Origin of the sequence: Pseudomonas sp. BW16M2, assembly GCF_014268865.1 — a bacterium.
Classification (GTDB): domain Bacteria; phylum Pseudomonadota; class Gammaproteobacteria; order Pseudomonadales; family Pseudomonadaceae; genus Aquipseudomonas; species Aquipseudomonas peradeniyensis.
On sequence record NZ_JABWRI010000003.1, the window covers coordinates 67,667 to 84,643 of the forward strand.

Genomic DNA, 16,977 nt, shown 5'->3' on the forward strand with positions numbered 1-16,977 from the left:
GATAACCTCTGTTCTGCGCTGCGGGCGCCTATTTGCGCAGCAGGCGCAAGCCGTTGAACACCACCAGCAGGCTCACGCCCATGTCGGCGAACACCGCCATCCACATGGTGGCCATGCCGGCAAAGGTGATTGCCAGGAAGATCGCCTTGATTCCCAGGGCCAGCACGATGTTCTGGGTGAGGATCGCCGCGCTTTGGCGCGACAGCCTGACGAACGCCGGGATTTTGCGCAAGTCGTCGTCCATCAGCGCCACGTCGGCGGTCTCGATGGCCGTGTCGGTGCCGGCGGCGGCCATGGCGAAGCCGATCTCGGCACGGGCCAGGGCCGGTGCGTCGTTGATGCCGTCACCGACCATGCCGACCCGATGGCCCTCGCCGTACAGGCGCTCGATGCTGGCCAGCTTGTCCGCCGGCAGCAGGTTGCCCTCGGCGCGATCGATCCCCACCTGGGCGGCGATGGCCTGGGCGGTATGGGGATTGTCGCCGGTCAGCATGACAGTCTTGATGCCCAGCTCGTGCAGTTCGGCGATGGCCTGGCGGCTGCTGTCCTTGACCGTGTCGGCCACGGCGAACAGCGCCAGCGGGCCGGAGCGGTCGAGCAACAGCACCACGGTCTTGCCCTGGCGCTCCAGCACATCGAGCTGCGCTTCAAGCTCCGGGGAGCACAGGCCGAGCTCTTCGACCAGGCGATGGTTGCCCAGGTGGTAGGTCTGGCCCTCGATATCACCGCGCACACCGCGACCGGCCAGGGCGGCGAATTCGCTGACCTCGCTCAAGGCCAGGTCCTGTTCCCTGGCGAACAGGGCGATGGCACCGGACACCGGGTGGTCGGAGCGGGCGGCCAGACTGGCGGCCAGGGCCTGGGCACGGCCTTCGAACAGTGGGTCGAGGACCTTGCTGTCGGTCTGCACCGGCTTGCCGTGGGTGATGGTGCCGGTCTTGTCCAGGGCGAGGAAGTCCAGCTTGCGCCCGCCTTCGAGGTACACGCCGCCCTTGATCAGGATGCCCTTGCGCGCTGCCGCGGCCAGGCCGCTGACGATGGTCACCGGGGTCGAGATCACCAACGCGCATGGGCAGGCCACCACCAGCAGCACCAGGGCACGGTAGATCCAGTCGAACCAGGCGCCGGCCATGAACAGCGGCGGTATCACCGCCACGGCCAGGGCCACGGCGAACACCACCGGGGTATAGATGCGCGAGAACTGGTCGACGAAGCGCTGGGTCGGCGCACGGGCGCCCTGGGCCTCCTCGACGGCCTTGATGATCCGCGCCAGGGTCGACTGGCCGGCGGCGGCGGTGACGCGGTACTCCAGGGCACCGGCCTGGTTGATGGTGCCGGCGAACAGCTTGTCGCCCACGGTCTTCTCGACCGGCAGGCTCTCGCCGGTGATCGGCGCCTGGTCGACGCTGGACTGGCCACTGACCACCTCGCCATCCAGGCCGATGCGCTCGCCCGGCCGCACCCGCACCAGGGCGCCGATCGGCACTTCGCGCACGTCGAGCTCGCGCCACTGGCCGTCGGCCTGCTGCACGGTGGCCAGGTCCGGCGCCAGTTGCATCAGGCCGCCAATGGCATTGCGCGCGCGATCCAGCGAGCGGGCCTCGATCAGCTCGGCGATGGTGAACAGCACCATGACCATGGCCGCCTCCGGCCATTGGCCGATCAGCACGGCGCCGGTCACGGCGATGCTCATCAGGGCATTGATGTTGAGGTTGCGGTTCTTCAGGGCGATCCAGCCCTTCTTGTAGGTGCCCAGGCCGCAGCCGAGGATCGCCGCCAGGGCCAGTGCGGCGACCACCCACTCCGGCGCCTTGCCGGAGAAGTGCACGACTTCGGCGGCGATCGCGGCAATACCCGACAAGGCCAGCGGCCACCAGCGGGTCTTGCTCGCCTGGGGCGCATTGGCGCTGCCGTCGCCCTCGGCGGCCAGCGGTTCGGCCTTCATCCCCAGGCTGTCGATGGCCCGCTCGATCTCGGCGGTGCCAACCAGCGTGTGGCGCACGCCGAGCACCCGGTTGATCAGGTTGAACTCCAGTTGCTCGATGCCGGCCAGCTTGCCCAGCTTGTCCTGGATCAGCGTCTGTTCGGTGGGGCAGTCCATGGCTTCGATGCGAAAGCGGCTGAGCTGGGCCTGGGCGCTGGCCTTTTCGGTCAGCTGCACCAGGGCCGGGGCAGCCTTGCTGGCACAGCAGCTGTGGGCGTGGGGCTCATGGCCATGCGCGTGGTCATGCTTGTGGTCGGGGCTGACAGGCTGGTTCATGGAATCATCCTTAACTGAGCACTGGCCTCTGCGGATATCCACAGAGTGGTTGTTGCCAAGTGAACACCCTGTAGCCACTATAGGGTCAAGCCCTCTGCTGGAGATTTGCCATGAAGATCGGAGAACTGGCCAAGGCCACCGACTGCGCCGTGGAGACCATCCGCTACTACGAACGCGAGCAACTGCTGCCCGAGCCCGCCCGCAGCGACGGCAACTATCGGCTCTACACCCAGGCCCATGTCGAGCGGCTGACCTTCATCCGCAACTGCCGCACTCTGGACATGACCCTCGATGAAATCCGCAGCCTGTTGAGCCTGCGCGACAGCCCCGATGGCTCGTGCGGCAGCGTCAATGCGCTGATCGACGAACATATCGAGCATGTGCAGGCGAGGATCGACGGGCTGGTGGCGCTGCAGGCGCAGCTGGTGGAGTTGCGCCAGCAGTGCAATGCGCAGGGGGCGGAGTGCGCGATATTGCAGCAGTTGGAGACCAATGGGGCCGTGTCGGTGCCGGAGACCGAGCATTCCCATGTGGGGCGCAGTCACGGGCATTGATGCCAAAAGCATCGCGGGGCAAGCCCGCTCCCACGTGACTCAATGCATACGTGGGAGCGGGCTTGCCCCGCGATTGCGTCAGCTCAGACAGATGAAGATCTGTCAGACCGCCATCGGCGCCGTCATCGGCGCATGGTGCTCATAGCCTTCCAGCCAGAAGTCGCTCGGCTCGATCTTCTCCAGCCACTCCGGCTCGTACTTGCCGGTCTCGGCGAATGCCGGCACGCGGTCGCTGATCACCAGCTTCGGCGCGGCCAGCGGTTCGCGTTTCATCTGCTCGCCCAGCATGTCCAGGTGGTTCTCATACACATGGGCATCGCCGATGAAGTAGGTGAACCAGCGCGGGGTGTAGCCGGTCAGGCGGCCGAACAGCGACAGTAGCGCCGCGCCCTCGGTGAGGTTGAACGGCGTGCCCAGGCCCAGGTCGTTGGAGCGGATGTAGAGGGTCAGGGAGATTTCCTTCGTCTCGACATTCGGGTGGAACTGGTACAGCAGGTGGCACGGCGGCAGGGCCATCTCATCCAGCTGGGCGCAGTTCCAGCCGTGGAACAGGATGCGCCGGCTGCCCGGGTCGTTGGCGATGGTGTCCAGGCACTGGCGCACCTGGTCGATGGCCTTGTACAGGATGACGAACGCCTGGCCGTCTTCCTCGTCCTGGGCGATGCGGCGAAAACCTGCCTGCTCGGCCATCTCGATGGCCGCCGGGTTGCTCAGCGGGATGCGCTTGTAGCCCGGCCACTGGCGCCATTGCACGCCGTAGATCTCGCCGAGGTCGTCGTGGCCCTGGCGGAACGGGTTGGCCAGCCACTGGGCGTTCTCGTTGGCGTTCTGGTCCCAGACCTTGCAGCCCAGCTCGCGGAACTCGCCGGCGTTCTTCACGCCGCGCAAAAAGCCCACCATCTCGCCAATCGCCGACTTGAACGCCAGCTTGCGCGTGGTGATGGCCGGGAAGCCTTTCTGCAGGTCGAACTTGAGCATGGCGCCCGGCAGGCTGATGGTGCGGATGCCGGTGCGGTTTTCCTGCAGCGTGCCGTTTTCGATGACGTCACGGACCAGATCTAGATACTGTTTCATGGCTTACCTGTAGCAAGAACGGCAGGGGGATCGCCCCTGCCGTGAAAATCAGACGGTGGCCTTGGCCGACGGTTTACGGTTGTAGGCCCACCAGATCAGGAAGATGCCGCCGACGATCATCGGCACGCAGAGCAACTGACCCATGGTCAACCAGCCGAAGGCGATGTAGCCCAGCTGGGCGTCGGGTACCCGCACGAATTCCACGATGAAGCGGAAGATGCCGTAGAACAGCGCAAACATGCCGGAAACGGCCATGGTCGGACGCGGCTTGCGCGAGTACAGCCAAAGAATGACGAATAATGCCACACCTTCGAGGGCGAACTGATACAGCTGCGACGGGTGACGCGGCAGCTGGGCCGGGTCGCTGAACGGCGGGAACACCATCGCCCACGGCACGTCGGTGGCCTTGCCCCACAGCTCGGCGTTGATGAAGTTGCCGATACGCCCGGCGCCCAGGCCGATCGGCACCAGCGGCGCGACGAAGTCCATCAGCTCGAAGAACGACTTGTTGTTGCGCTTGCCGAACCACAGCGCGGCCAGCATCACGCCGATGAAACCGCCGTGGAACGACATGCCGCCTTTCCACACCTCGAAGATCAAGGTCGGGTTGGCCAGGTACTGGTGCAGGTCGTAGAACAGCACGTAGCCCAGGCGGCCGCCAACGATCACCCCCATCGACAGCCAGAACACCAGGTCGGAGAGTTTCTCGCGGCTCCAGGTCGGGTCGAAGCGGTTCAACCGGCGCGAGGCCAGCAGCCAGGCGCCGCCGATGCCGATCAGGTACATCAGGCCGTACCAGTGGATTTTCAGTGGACCGAGGGCCACGGCCACCGGGTCGATCTGCGGGTAAGGCAGCATTGTCTTTCCTCTAGGTTCAGATAAGGAAGCTGAGTCCGACGCAGAACAGCAGCGCGGCGAACAGACGCTTGAGCACGCGCGGCGACAGCTTGTGCGCCAGTCGCGCGCCGTAGCGGGCGAAGAACATGCTGGTGGCAGCGATGCCGACCAGCGCCGGAAGGTAGACGTAGCCCAGGCTGTGGGCCGGCAGGTGTTCCTCATGCCAACCCAGCCAGATGAAGCCCAGGGCACTGGCCAGGGCGATCGGCAGGCCGCAGGCCGACGAAGTCGCCACTGCCTGCTGCATGGGCAGGCTGCGCCAGGTGAGGAACGGCACGGTCAACGAGCCGCCACCGATGCCGAAGATGGCCGAGGCCCAGCCGATCACCCCGCCGGCGGCGGTCAGGCCGGGCTTGCCGGGGATGCCGCGGCTGGCCTTGGGCTTGAGGTCCAGGGCCATCTGCGCGGCGATCACCAGGGCGAACACGCCGATGATCTTCTGCAGCATCGGGCCCTGGATCAGCGAGGCGGTCTTGGCCCCGACCAGCGCGCCGAGCAGGATGCCCACTGTCATCCAGGCGAAGATCGGCCATTGCACCGCGCCCTTGCGCTGGTGCTCGCGCACGGCATTGATCGAGGTGAAGACGATGGTCGCCAGCGACGTGCCGACCGCCAGGTGGGTCAGCACCGAAGGGTCGAAGCCCTGCAGGGTGAAGCTGAACACCAGCACCGGCACGATGATGATGCCGCCACCGACGCCGAACAGCCCGGCCAGCACGCCGGCGCAGGCGCCCAACAGCAGATAGAGAGCGAATTCCATTCGTGGCCCCAGTGGAAAACAATCCGGCATGGTAACGGAAGCCAAGCCCGGCGCTCTAGTGAACTCTGTGTCAGATGATGGCTAGCGGTCGGCGGCGCGGGTAGAGTGGCCGAAAACACAGGGGACAACCTATGTGCCTGATCGTATTCGCCTGGCGGCCGGGGACAGCCCGGCCGCTGATCGTCGCGGCCAACCGCGACGAGTTCTACGCCCGGCCGACCCAGGCCCTGGCCGCCTGGGAGGATGCCCCGGGGGTGCATGCCGGGCGTGACCTGGAGGCAGGCGGAACCTGGCTGGGGGTAGGGCCGAACGGGCGCTTCGCCGCGCTGACCAATATCCGCGATCCGCGCCAGCCGCTCGGGCCGCGCTCACGGGGCGAGCTGGTGGCGGCGTACCTGCAGGGCGAGCTGGGGGTCGAAGCCTACCTGGACCAGGTGGCCAGCCGCAGCGGGCAGTACTCGGGCTTCAACCTGCTGGTGGGTGATGGCGAACGGCTGGGCTACCTGCATGCCCGCGAGGCCGCGCCGCGCATGCTGGCGCCTGGGGTCTACGGGCTTTCGAATGCCGGGCTGGATACGCCGTGGCCGAAGCTGGTCAAGGCGCGCCGTGGGCTTGAGGGATTGCTCGAGGCCGACGATCCGCAACGACTATTGGCCCTGCTGGGCGATGCGCAGCCCGCGCCAGACGGTGAATTGCCGGAGACCGGCGTGGGGCTGGCCACCGAAAGGCTGCTGTCGAGCGTGTTCATCGCCAGCCAGAACTATGGGACGCGGGCAAGCACGGTGCTGATCGTCGATGACCAAGGGCGGCGGCAGATGGTCGAGCGCAGTTTCGGGCCGTTTGGTGGGCACTTGGGCGAGGTGGCTATAGACGTTTGAAAGCAGGGGGCGCTTTGCGCCCCTTTCGCGGCACAAGGCCGCTCCTACAGAGGTTACGCGATCCCTTGTAGGAGCGGCCTTGTGCCGCGAAAGGGCTGCGAAGCAGCCCCTGCGATTCAGTCGACTAGCGCCGCCGGCTCATCCTCCTCGAACCCCCGCGAAGCCCGCCCGACCAGCAACGGATCTGGCGCATGCGCCACGCCATGGTCCTTACCCGGATAATCCAGCGAATGCAGGAAGTGGCGAATGCAGTTGATCCGTGCCCGCTTCTTGTCGTCCGACTTGATTACCGTCCATGGCGCATCGGCGGTGTCGGTATGGAAGAACATCGCTTCCTTGGCCGCGGTGTAGTCCTCCCACTTGTCCAGCGACTTGATGTCGATGGGCGACAGCTTCCAGTGCTTGAGTGGATCGTCACGGCGAGAGATGAAGCGGCGCAATTGCTCTTCGCGGTTCACCGAGAACCAGAACTTGAACAGCAGGATGCCGCTGTTGCACAGCATGCGCTCCAGCTCCGGCGCTTGGCGCATGAACTCCAGGTACTGCAGCGGCGAGCAGAAGTCCATGACCTTCTCGACCCCGGCGCGGTTGTACCAGGAGCGGTCGAAGAACACCATTTCACCGGCCGTGGGCAGGTGCTGGACATAGCGCTGGAAGTACCACTGCCCCTTCTCCTGCTCGGAGGGCTTCTCCAGTGCGACGATGCGCGCGCCGCGTGGGTTCAGGTGCTCCATGAAGCGCTTGATGGTGCCGCCCTTGCCGGCGGCGTCGCGGCCCTCGAACAGCACGACGATGCGCTGACCGGTTTCCTTCACCCAGTTCTGCACCTTGAGCAGTTCGATCTGCAGGTCATGCTTGGCCTTCTCGTAGTCCTGGCGGCGCATGCGCGTGCGGTACGGGTAGTTGGCCGGCAGGCGAGCGGAGGTGCTGTCTTCGTTGCTGCCTTTGCGGGCGTTGGCCACTTCCAGGGCGGCGGGCTGCTGGCTGACCTGGATGATGGTCTCTTGCGCGGCGGTGCTGGTGGCTGGCTTGCGCTGGCGTGGGCGACGAGGGCGAGGAGCTGGCTTGGGGCTGCTGTCGGCCTCGGCGGGCGCTGGCAGGAGGAGGGTGGCGGATTCTTCGCTCATGGAGGTCCTTGCGGGGGTCGGTCGAATGTCCACCTTCCATCCTATGCAGGGGTGAAGGGAGGCATTTTGATATCGATCAACCAGGGGCGAAGGATTCCTGGGGTAAAACTACAGACAACAAAAAACCCGCACTAGGCGGGTTTCTTGTGTCGCTTCGGGTAACTTTGCAACCACCAGAAGCTTGAAGGTGGTGCCCAGAGACGGAGTCGAACCGCCGACACGAGGATTTTCAATCCTCTGCTCTACCGACTGAGCTATCTGGGCGACGGGGTGAATTAAATAGATTTTCTCAGAGGCCGTCAACGACTTTTTTCAAAAAAATTTAAATTAATTCCGTCGCTTACGATTCGTGGGTCAATTCGAGGGCGGAACGTAGCCTTCGGCCTGAGCGTAATCCTCGCCGGCGAAGAACTTGTCCATCTCGGCCTGGATGAATTTGCGGTCCTCGGCATTCATCATGTTCAGGCGCTTCTCGTTGATCAGCATGGTCTGGTGGTCCTGCCACTCCTTCCAGGCTTTCTGCGAGATGTTTTCGAAGATGTCCTGACCCTTGGCGCCTGGATAGGGCGGGCGGTCCAGGCCGGGGAGTTCTTCGTTGTACTTGCGGCACTTCACGGTGCGGGTCATGGCTTGTCTCCTGCAATCAGTTCGTCGGCCGCGCGTTGCAGCAGCTTCTTGACCGGGGCGGCGAGGCCCAGGCGCGGCGGGGTGGCGAGGTTATACCAGAGCCAGTCGGGCTCGGCCACGTGCGAGCCGACGGGCTCGACACGCACCAGCCAGGGCTCGATGGCCAGCTGAAAATGGCTGAAGGTGTGGGTCAGGCCGTCCAGGGCCTGGCTGCCGCTCAGGCGCAGGCCGTGCTGGTAGGCGAGGTCGTCGAGCTGTTCCAGGCTGTCCAGCTCCGGCAGGCTCCACAGTCCGCCCCACAGGCCGGAGGAGGGCCGGCGGTAGAGCAGTATCGCGCCTTCGTGGTTGGTCAGCAGCGGCATCAGGGTCTTGCGCTGAGGCAGGGCCTTGCGCGGCTTGGGCTCGGGGTAGCGGGCTTCCTCGCCATGCAGGTGCGCTTCACAACCCCTTTGCAGCGGGCAGATCAGGCAACTGGGCTTGCTGCGGGTGCACAGCGTGGCGCCCATGTCCATCATCGCCTGGGTGAAGTGGTTCACCCGGGTCATCGGCGTGAAGCGCTCGGCGGTGGCCCATAGCTGGTTGGCCACTTTGGGCTCGCCGGGGTAGCCGGCCTGCGCGGTGAAGCGGGCCAGCACGCGCTTGACGTTGCCATCGAGGATCGGCGCGCGGATGCCCATGCTGATGCTGGCGATGGCGCCCGCCGTGGAGCGCCCGATGCCGGGCAATTCGGTGAGTTGCTCGACGCTGCGCGGGAACTCGCCACCATGCTGCTCGACGACGATCTTCGCGGCCTTTTGCAGGTTACGGGCGCGGGTGTAGTAGCCCAGGCCCGTCCACAGGTGCAGCACCTCGTCCTCCGGCGCTTCGGCCAGGGCCTGCACGGTCGGCAGGGCCTGCATGAAACGGTCGAAGTAGTTGAGCACGGTGCTGACTTGCGTCTGCTGCAGCATGATTTCGGAGACCCACACCCGATACGGGGTGATGCCCTGTTGCCAGGGCAGGTCGTGGCGGCCGTGCTGGTCGTACCACTCCAGCACGGCGCTGGAGAACTGCTGGGGGCTCATCGTTTGAACAGCCCCTTGAGCGCATCTTTGAGTTCCGGGCTCACCTTGTCTCCGAGTTTCTCTTCGAGTTTTTCATCGATCTTGTCCTTCAGGCGGTTGCCGGCCAGCTTCGCGGCGACCTTGCCCAGGCCGTCCTGGTCCAGGCGGCAGGCCTTGGCGCCCAGCTCCAGCGGGCCACGGCAGCGCAGCGGCACTTCGACACCGGCAAAGCGCTCGTTGACCTGGCAGGCCGGGTCGGGCATGGCGCGCTGGTCGCCCTCGACGATCACGCCGATGTTGTAGTCCATGCCCAGCACGCGCAGGTCGAGGTCACCATGGCCGTTGACGGTCAGGCCCGGGATGCGCGCCTTGAGGTCCGGGTTGCTGGCCACGCCGTTACGCACCACCAGGCTGCCGCGCAGTTCCTGGAAGGGCGTGTCCTTGCCCCGCTGTTCGCCGCTGAGCTGCTTGCGGTTGAGGGTGGCAATGGCCTGGCACAGCTGCTGTTCCAGGTTGGCATTGACCAGCACGCCGTCGTTGATGGTGAAGCTGGCGTTGCCGTTGAGGGTCTCGACCAGGGCTTTCTGGCTGTTGCCGGTGGCGGTCAGGTCGCTGTTCAAGGTCAGCAGGCCCTTGACCGGCGGCGCCTGGTCCGGGCTTTCGCGCTTGATGAAGTGCTCCACCGGCACGCGATTGATCTTGGTGCTCACGCCGATCTGCGGCACGGCGGGGCGTACATCGACAGTGCCCTTGGCCTCGAAGGTGCCGTTGTACAGGCCGCCGCGCAGGGTCTGCAGGGTGACCAGGCCGGCCTGGCCGCTGGCGGTCAGCTGTGCGTCGCTGATCGGCAGCTTGTCCAGGGTCAGCGCGCCGAACGACAGGTCGGCCTGCAGGTCCAGGGCGCGCAGGCGGTCGACCGGCAACAGCTTGTCGTTGCTCCAGGCCACCTGGGTCGGTGCGTCGGGCAGCGGTGTGGTGCCCGCGCCAGCGACGGCGGTGGCTTCCTGCTGCTTGACCTCGGCCTGGCGCGCCGCCGTGGCGCCCTTGGCCTCTTCGCTTTTGGCCGGCAGGTAGCGATCGGCGTCGAACGTGTCGGCTTTGAGGCGTACGCGCAATGCTTGCTTGGCGAAATCGTCCACGGCGACACGGCCGGTGAAGGTGCTGTCGTCCAGCTTCACCGCCAGGTCTTCCATGGCCAGGCTGTTCTGCGTGCCCTGCAGGCGGGTGACCAGCTCCAGCTTCTTGAACGCCGCCGGGTCGGCGGTGGCCGGCAGCGGGTGACCGATGCCGTCAAGGAAGGTGCGCAGGTCGAACTGGGCGATGGACAGGCCGCCGCTGACCTGCGGGGCCTTGTCCAGATCACGCACGTTCAGTTCGCCCAAGGCGCGCAGCTGGTTGGCCGAGACCTTCAGGCCGCTCCAGGACGCGACATTGGCCGCCAGGTCGACCAGTACCTGCCCTTGGGCAACGAAGGTCAGGGTCTTGCCGGCCAGCGGCTCGCCCGAGGTCTCGCCGGACAGGCGCATGTCCTCGAGGTTGTAGCGCTTGAGCTTGCGGTCGAAGCGCAGCTCGCCGGTCAGCTCGGTGCGCGCCTTGATGTTCGGCTGGCTGGCGCTGAGGAAGGCGCTGGCCTTGAGCGCGATGTTCGCGCCTTCGTGCACGGGGCCGGTGCTCAGCTGGATGCTTTCGGCGCCGTAGGTCTGCCCGGCCTTCTCGTCGGTGTAGAGCACGCGGGCGTTATTGACGGTCAGGCTGTCGATGTCGAGCTTGACCGAGCGTTCGCTGGCTTCAGCGTTGGCTGGCGCGGCGGCTGGCGCTTCAGCCGGCGTGCTGGCCGGCGCGCCGGCGACGGTCGGCTGCGGCAGTGGCTTGCCGATGTCTTCCCAGTTGCCGTGGCCATTGGCGTCGCGGGTCAGGGTCAGGTTGAGGCCCTCGACCCGCACATCGCTCATCTGTACCTCGCGGCGCAGCAGCGGCAGCACGCGCACCGACAGGCCGAGCATCTGCAGGTCGGCGAACGGCACCTTGGGGTTGTTCAGCGTGGCGATGCTCGCCTCGTGCAGCTCCAGGCCCAGCCAGGGGAACAGGCTCCAGCCGATGTCGCCGTTGAGGGTCAGTTCCACATGGGCCTTGTCGCGGGCCAGCTTGCGGATTTCGTCTTTGTAGTCGTTGGGATCGAAGAGGTGGGTCAGGGCGAAGCCCAGCGCCACGATGATCAGCAACAACCCGAGAAGCCCCAGCCCCAGGATTTTGCCGAACGCTTTCATGGGCGAGTCCTTGTAGTCCGATTTAGAAATTCAGCGGCGAGTATAGCGCCGTGGCACTTGGCTCTGCGTATCCGACATTTCGACAGTGGGAATGATGACAGTTCATTTATCACCTGCTTGGACCTAATCGCAGGGCCGAGACCAGCGTGGTACCTGCGTGGGAGCGGGCTAGCCCTGCGATGAGGCCCGAACAGGCGACACAATCTCACCTGGATACGCGAAATACCGATTCAGCTGACGAAAAAAACACGATATCAGATTGCTTTCATGTCACCCCCTGCTGGTAATCTTGCGCCCGCCCGTGGAGCCCCCGCGACCCATTGTCGCGGGGTGCCAGCCCAAGCGGCCGGGCTGCCTTGCGTGCAGCCGAAGCAGAGCCGTCCACGCGCACAGCCCACCTACAAAAGGAACAATCCATGAACAGCAGTATCACGGCGGGGGCGGTGGCGAGCGCGCCGGGCTTCCTGTCGAAGGAGCGCATCATCGCCCGCCCGGGCTTCAACCGCTGGCTGGTGCCGCCAGCGGCCCTGGCGATTCACCTGTGCATCGGCATGGCCTATGGCTTCTCGGTGTTCTGGCTGCCGCTGTCCCAGGCCCTGGGCGTCAGCGCGCCGGTGGCCTGCGCCGCCGACATGGGCTTTGTCGCCCGTCTGTTCAGCGCCGAGTGCGACTGGCCAATCTCCATGCTCAGCTGGATCTACACCCTGTTCTTCGTGTTCCTCGGCTGCTCGGCCGCGGTGCTCGGCGGCTGGCTGGAGCACGCCGGTCCGCGCAAGGCCGGCCTGGTATCGGCGCTATGCTGGTGCGGTGGCCTGCTGATCTCGGCGATCGGCGTGAAGACCCACCAGCTGTGGCTGATGTGGCTGGGCTCGGGGGTGATCGGTGGGATCGGCCTGGGTCTGGGCTACATCTCGCCGGTGTCGACGCTGATCAAGTGGTTCCCGGACAAGCGCGGCATGGCCACCGGTATGGCGATCATGGGCTTTGGCGGGGGTGCCATGGTGGGCGCGCCGCTGGCCACCGCGCTGATGGGCCATTTCTCCAGCCCGACCGAAGTGGGCGTATGGCAGAGCTTCGTCGCCATGGCCGCGATCTACTTCGTGTTCATGACCGCCGGCGCCCTGGCCTACCGCGTGCCGCCGACCGGCTGGAAGCCTGAAGGCTGGACGCCGCCGGCGAAGAAGGCCAACGCCATGGTCACCGACCGTCACGTGCATGTCAGTGTGGCCTGGAAGACCCCGCAGTTCGCCCTGGTGTGGCTGGTGCTGTGCCTGAACGTGTCGGCCGGTATCGGCATCCTCGGCATGGCCTCGCCGCTGCTGCAGGAAGTGTTCGCCGGCAAGCTGCTGGGCAACGAGCTGACGTTCAGTGAGCTGAATGCCGCGCAGCTGGCGCAGATTGCCGCCATCGCCGCCGGTTTCACCGGCCTGCTGAGCCTGTTCAACATCGGCGGACGCTTCTTCTGGGCGTCGTTCTCTGACTACATCGGTCGCAAGAACACCTACTTCGCCTTCTTCGCCCTGGGCGTGGGCCTCTACAGCCTGGTGCCGAACATGGGGCACATCGGCAACGTGGCGCTGTTCGTGGCGGCGTTCTGCATCATCCTGTCGATGTACGGCGGCGGTTTCGCCACTGTGCCGGCGTACCTGGCCGACCTGTTCGGCACACAGATGGTCGGCGCCATCCATGGTCGCCTGCTGACTGCCTGGGCGGCGGCCGGCGTGCTCGGCCCGGTGCTGATCACCTACCTGCGCGAGGCGCAGCTGGCGGCAGGGGTGGAGCGGGCCGCGGCCTACGACATGACCCTGTACATCCTCGCCGGCCTGCTGGTGCTGGGCTTCATCTGCAACATGCTGGTGCGGCCGGTGGCGGACAAGTACTTCATGACCGATGCCGAACTGGCTGCCGAGCGGGCGCTGAGCCATGACAAGGGCGTGGATTCGGCGCGCTCGCTGGAGTGGCATGCGGCGCCGGGCAGCCTGCCGCTGGTGCTGCTGGCCTGGGCCGTGGTGGTGATTCCGCTGGCCTGGGGGGTGTGGATCACCCTGCAGAAGACGGCGGTGCTGTTCCACTGAGTTAGCTGGACCTGGGGGCGCATTGCGCCCCTTTCGCGACACAAGGCCGCTCCCACAGGCGTTGCGTATCTCCAGGGTTATGAGGTTCCTGTGGGAGCGGCCTTGTGTCGCGATGGGCTGCGGAGCAGCCCCGACAGCTACTTGTATAGACCTGTAGACCCATTCCACCCCCGTAATTACTAGCCCTGCCATATGTCATCCGCGTTTCAAGCCGGCGCGTTCTGGGCCTATAATGGAGCCCTTTTCGCCCAATGATTTTGCGGAGCTGGTGATGGTCGAACGTAAGGCTTCCGTCGAGCGCAATACCCTGGAAACCCAGGTCAAGTGCTCGATCAACCTCGATGGCAGCGGCAAGGCCCGATTTGAAATCGGCGTGCCTTTCCTTGAACACATGCTCGACCAGATCGCCCGACATGGGCTGATCGACCTGGACATCGAGTGCAAGGGTGACCTGCATATCGACGATCACCATACCGTCGAGGACGTCGGCATCACCCTCGGCATGGCGTTCGCCCAGGCCATCGGCGACAAGAAAGGCATCTTCCGCTACGGCCATGCCTATGTGCCGCTGGACGAAGCGCTGTCGCGCGTGGTCATCGATTTCTCGGGGCGCCCAGGCCTGCAGATGCATGTGCCCTACACCCGCGCCACCGTCGGCGGCTTCGATGTCGACCTGTTCCAGGAGTTCTTCCAGGGCTTCGTCAACCACGCCCTGGTGACCCTGCACATCGACAACCTGCGTGGCCACAACACCCACCACCAGATCGAGACCGTGTTCAAGGCTTTCGGCCGCGCCCTGCGCATGGCCGTCACCCTAGACGAGCGCATGGCCGGGCAGATGCCGTCCACCAAAGGGTGCCTGTAAATGCAGACGGTAGCCGTAATCGACTATGGCATGGGCAACCTGCACTCGGTGGCCAAGGCCCTCGAGCACGTGGGCGCCGGCAAGGTGCTGGTGACCAGCGACGCCGCGGTGATTCGTGAGGCCGACCGCGTGGTGTTCCCCGGCGTCGGCGCGATCCGCGACTGCATGGCCGAGATCCGCCGCCTGGGCTTCGACAGCCTGGTGCGCGAGGTCAGCCAGGATCGCCCGTTCCTCGGCATCTGCGTGGGCATGCAGGCATTGCTCGACCACAGCGAGGAAAACGATGGCGTCGACTGCATCGGGCTGTTCCCCGGCCAGGTGCGTTTCTTCGGTAAAGATCTGAAGGAAGACGGCGAGCACCTGAAGGTGCCGCACATGGGCTGGAACGAAGTGAGCCAGACCATCGACCACCCGCTGTGGCACGACATCCCCGACCGCGCGCGCTTCTACTTCGTGCACAGCTACTACATCAACGCCGGCAAGCCGGGTCAGGTGGTCGGTCGCGGCCACTATGGCGTCGACTTCGCCGCCGCGCTGGCCGATGGCTCGCGCTTTGCCGTGCAGTTCCACCCGGAGAAGAGCCATACCCATGGCCTGCAGCTGCTGCAGAACTTCGTCGCCTGGGACGGGCGCTGGTAAATGAGCCGATCGAAGACCAAGGCCCCGATCATCACCCTGGCCCCGGAGCAGGAGCGCGACGCGCTCGACACGCTCAAGCGCTTCCTCGAAGACCGCTTCGAGCTGCAGTTGGGGTCGTTCGAGGTGGCCGAGGTCCTCGAGCTGTTCAGCAAGGAAATTGCACCCCACTACTACAACAGGGCGATTGCCGATGTTCAGCTGCACCTCAAGGAGCGGTTCGAAAGCATCGAAAGCGACCTGTGGGCGCTCGAGAAGCCCTGAACCCAACGAACAAGACAGGTTGCCAAGATGCTGATTATCCCCGCTATCGATCTCAAGGACGGTGCCTGCGTACGCCTGCGCCAAGGCCGCATGGAAGACTCCACCGTATTCTCCGACGACCCGGTGAGCATGGCCGCCAAATGGGTCGAGGGTGGCTGCCGTCGCCTGCACCTGGTCGACCTGAACGGCGCCTTCGAAGGCCAGCCGGTCAATGGTGAGGTGGTCACCGCCATCGCCAAGCGCTACCCGAACCTGCCGATCCAGATCGGCGGCGGCATCCGCTCGCTGGAAACCATCGAGCACTACGTCAAGGCCGGCGTCAGCCACGTGATCATCGGCACCAAGGCGGTCAAGCAGCCGGAGTTCGTCGCCGAAGCGTGCAAGGCCTTTCCGGGCAAGGTCATCGTCGGCCTTGATGCGAAGGACGGCTTCGTCGCCACCGACGGCTGGGCCGAAGTCAGCTCGGTGCAGGTCATCGACCTGGCCAAGCGTTTCGAGGCCGATGGCGTCTCGGCGATCGTCTATACCGACATCGCCAAGGACGGCATGATGCAGGGCTGCAACGTACCGTTCACCAAGGCCCTGGCCGAAGCCACCTCGATCCCGGTGATCGCCTCGGGCGGCATCCACAACCTGGGCGACATCAAGGCCCTGCTGGACGCCAAGGCCCCCGGCATCATCGGCGCCATCACTGGCCGTGCCATCTACGAAGGCACCCTCGACGTCGCCGAGGCCCAGGCCTTCTGCGACAACTACCAAGGCTGAGGAACGACCATGGCACTGGCCAAGCGCATCATCCCTTGCCTGGACGTGGACAACGGCCGGGTGGTCAAGGGCGTCAAGTTCGAGAACATCCGCGATGCCGGCGACCCGGTGGAGATCGCCCGGCGCTACAACGAGCAGGGCGCGGACGAGATCACCTTCCTGGATATCACCGCCAGCGTCGATGGCCGTGACACCACCCTGCATACCGTCGAGCGCATGGCCAGCCAGGTGTTCATCCCGCTGACCGTCGGCGGCGGCGTGCGCACCGTGCAGGACATCCGCAACCTGCTCAACGCCGGTGCCGACAAGGTGTCGATCAACACCGCCGCGGTGTTCAACCCGGAGTTCGTCGGTGAGGCGGCGGACCGTTTCGGTTCGCAGTGCATCGTCGTTGCCATCGACGCCAAGAAAGTCTCCGGCCCCGGTGAAACGCCGCGCTGGGAGATCTTCACCCACGGTGGTCGCAAGCCGACCGGGCTGGATGCCGTCGAGTGGGCGAAAAAGATGGAAGGCCTGGGGGCCGGCGAGATCCTGCTGACCAGCATGGACCAGGATGGCATGAAGAACGGCTTCGACCTCGGGGTTACCCAGGCGATCAGCGATGCGCTGGGGATTCCGGTGATTGCCTCGGGTGGCGTGGGTAACCTGCAGCACCTTGCCGATGGGATTCTGGAAGGGCATGCCAGCGCGGTGCTGGCGGCCAGTATCTTCCACTTTGGCGAGTACACGGTGCCTGAGGCGAAGGCCTATATGGCTGCGCGTGGGATCGTCGTTCGCTGAGCCATTGCTGGGAGGGCTTTGCCCTCCTTTCGCGACACAAGGCCGCTCCCACAGGTACAGTACCAGCCTTAGGGGCAGCGCTGTACCTGTGGGAGCGGCCTTGTG

At 65.4% G+C, this 16,977-nt stretch carries 16 protein-coding genes and 1 tRNA gene; 8 read left to right on the plus strand and 9 right to left on the minus strand.

Going from position 1 to position 16,977, the window contains the following annotated elements; translation table 11 throughout:
* Positions 1 to 28 precede the first annotated feature (28 nt).
* Positions 29 to 2,260 (minus strand): heavy metal translocating P-type ATPase, encoded by a 2,232-nt coding sequence (locus tag HU735_RS04545; RefSeq protein WP_186712593.1) that lies wholly within the window; start codon positions 2,258 to 2,260, stop codon positions 29 to 31.
* A 110-nt stretch (positions 2,261 to 2,370) separates the two neighbouring features.
* On the opposite strand from HU735_RS04545, the gene cadR reads away from it, so the two are divergent.
* Positions 2,371 to 2,814 (plus strand): cadmium resistance transcriptional regulator CadR, encoded by a 444-nt coding sequence (cadR, locus tag HU735_RS04550; protein WP_186712594.1) that lies wholly within the window; start codon positions 2,371 to 2,373, stop codon positions 2,812 to 2,814.
* Positions 2,815 to 2,916: 102 nt separating this feature from the next.
* Here cadR and HU735_RS04555 read toward each other — a convergent pair whose 3' ends face one another.
* From HU735_RS04555 to HU735_RS04565, 3 genes are read right to left on the minus strand one after another with little or no spacing between them, the layout of a single operon-like run.
* Complete coding sequence (locus tag HU735_RS04555) at positions 2,917 to 3,888, minus strand: thymidylate synthase (RefSeq protein WP_186712595.1); 972 nt, start codon at positions 3,886 to 3,888, stop codon at positions 2,917 to 2,919.
* A 48-nt stretch (positions 3,889 to 3,936) separates the two neighbouring features.
* Positions 3,937 to 4,746 carry a prolipoprotein diacylglyceryl transferase gene (gene lgt, locus HU735_RS04560; protein ID WP_050707398.1) on the minus strand — a complete coding sequence of 270 codons (810 nt, stop codon included), beginning with the start codon at positions 4,744 to 4,746 and terminating at the stop codon, positions 3,937 to 3,939.
* 16 nt (positions 4,747 to 4,762) lie between these two features.
* Positions 4,763 to 5,545 carry a sulfite exporter TauE/SafE family protein gene (locus HU735_RS04565; protein ID WP_050707397.1) on the minus strand — a complete coding sequence of 261 codons (783 nt, stop codon included), beginning with the start codon at positions 5,543 to 5,545 and terminating at the stop codon, positions 4,763 to 4,765.
* Between the two features lie 131 nt (positions 5,546 to 5,676).
* On the opposite strand from HU735_RS04565, the gene HU735_RS04570 reads away from it, so the two are divergent.
* Positions 5,677 to 6,423 (plus strand): NRDE family protein, encoded by a 747-nt coding sequence (locus HU735_RS04570; protein WP_186712596.1) that lies wholly within the window; start codon positions 5,677 to 5,679, stop codon positions 6,421 to 6,423.
* A gap of 116 nt (positions 6,424 to 6,539) precedes the next feature.
* Here HU735_RS04570 and ppk2 read toward each other — a convergent pair whose 3' ends face one another.
* The 5 genes from ppk2 to HU735_RS04595 form a co-directional block, all read right to left on the minus strand.
* Positions 6,540 to 7,550: a polyphosphate kinase 2 gene (gene ppk2 / locus HU735_RS04575; protein WP_238349752.1), complete on the minus strand. Its 1,011-nt coding sequence runs from the start codon at positions 7,548 to 7,550 to the stop codon at positions 6,540 to 6,542.
* 188 nt (positions 7,551 to 7,738) lie between these two features.
* A tRNA-Phe gene (locus HU735_RS04580) sits at positions 7,739 to 7,814 on the minus strand.
* Positions 7,815 to 7,904: 90 nt separating this feature from the next.
* Positions 7,905 to 8,177, minus strand: a complete 273-nt coding sequence (locus HU735_RS04585; RefSeq protein ID WP_110734368.1) for an oxidative damage protection protein — start codon at positions 8,175 to 8,177, stop codon at positions 7,905 to 7,907.
* On the minus strand, positions 8,174 to 9,241 hold the full coding sequence (mutY, locus tag HU735_RS04590) for an A/G-specific adenine glycosylase (protein ID WP_186712597.1): 1,068 nt from the start codon (positions 9,239 to 9,241) through the stop codon (positions 8,174 to 8,176). Before mutY ends, HU735_RS04585 begins: the two co-directional genes overlap by 4 nt.
* Entirely contained in the window at positions 9,238 to 11,487 is a 2,250-nt protein-coding gene (locus HU735_RS04595; protein ID WP_186712598.1) for an AsmA family protein, read from the minus strand. The genes mutY and HU735_RS04595 overlap by 4 nt, the downstream gene beginning before the upstream one ends.
* 416 nt (positions 11,488 to 11,903) lie before the next feature.
* Here HU735_RS04595 and HU735_RS04600 point away from each other — a divergent pair, with 416 nt between their 5' ends.
* From HU735_RS04600 to hisF, 6 genes are all read left to right on the plus strand, one after another.
* Complete coding sequence (locus tag HU735_RS04600; RefSeq protein WP_062572540.1) at positions 11,904 to 13,562, plus strand: OFA family MFS transporter; 1,659 nt, start codon at positions 11,904 to 11,906, stop codon at positions 13,560 to 13,562.
* Positions 13,563 to 13,833: 271 nt separating this feature from the next.
* The gene (hisB, locus tag HU735_RS04605) at positions 13,834 to 14,427 is read left to right on the plus strand and encodes an imidazoleglycerol-phosphate dehydratase HisB (RefSeq protein ID WP_028688464.1); all 594 of its coding nucleotides are present in this window, start codon (positions 13,834 to 13,836) and stop codon (positions 14,425 to 14,427) included.
* On the plus strand, positions 14,428 to 15,066 hold the full coding sequence (gene hisH / locus HU735_RS04610; protein WP_028688463.1) for an imidazole glycerol phosphate synthase subunit HisH: 639 nt from the start codon (positions 14,428 to 14,430) through the stop codon (positions 15,064 to 15,066). It begins immediately after the preceding gene.
* Positions 15,067 to 15,327: a DUF2164 domain-containing protein gene (locus HU735_RS04615; RefSeq protein ID WP_186712599.1), complete on the plus strand. Its 261-nt coding sequence runs from the start codon at positions 15,067 to 15,069 to the stop codon at positions 15,325 to 15,327.
* Positions 15,328 to 15,354: 27 nt separating this feature from the next.
* A complete protein-coding gene (gene hisA, locus HU735_RS04620) occupies positions 15,355 to 16,092 on the plus strand; it encodes a 1-(5-phosphoribosyl)-5-[(5-phosphoribosylamino)methylideneamino]imidazole-4-carboxamide isomerase (protein WP_028688461.1) in 738 nt (245 codons plus the stop codon).
* Positions 16,093 to 16,101: 9 nt separating this feature from the next.
* A complete protein-coding gene (gene hisF, locus HU735_RS04625) occupies positions 16,102 to 16,872 on the plus strand; it encodes an imidazole glycerol phosphate synthase subunit HisF (RefSeq protein ID WP_186712600.1) in 771 nt (256 codons plus the stop codon).
* The last annotated feature ends 105 nt before the right edge of the window (positions 16,873 to 16,977 follow it).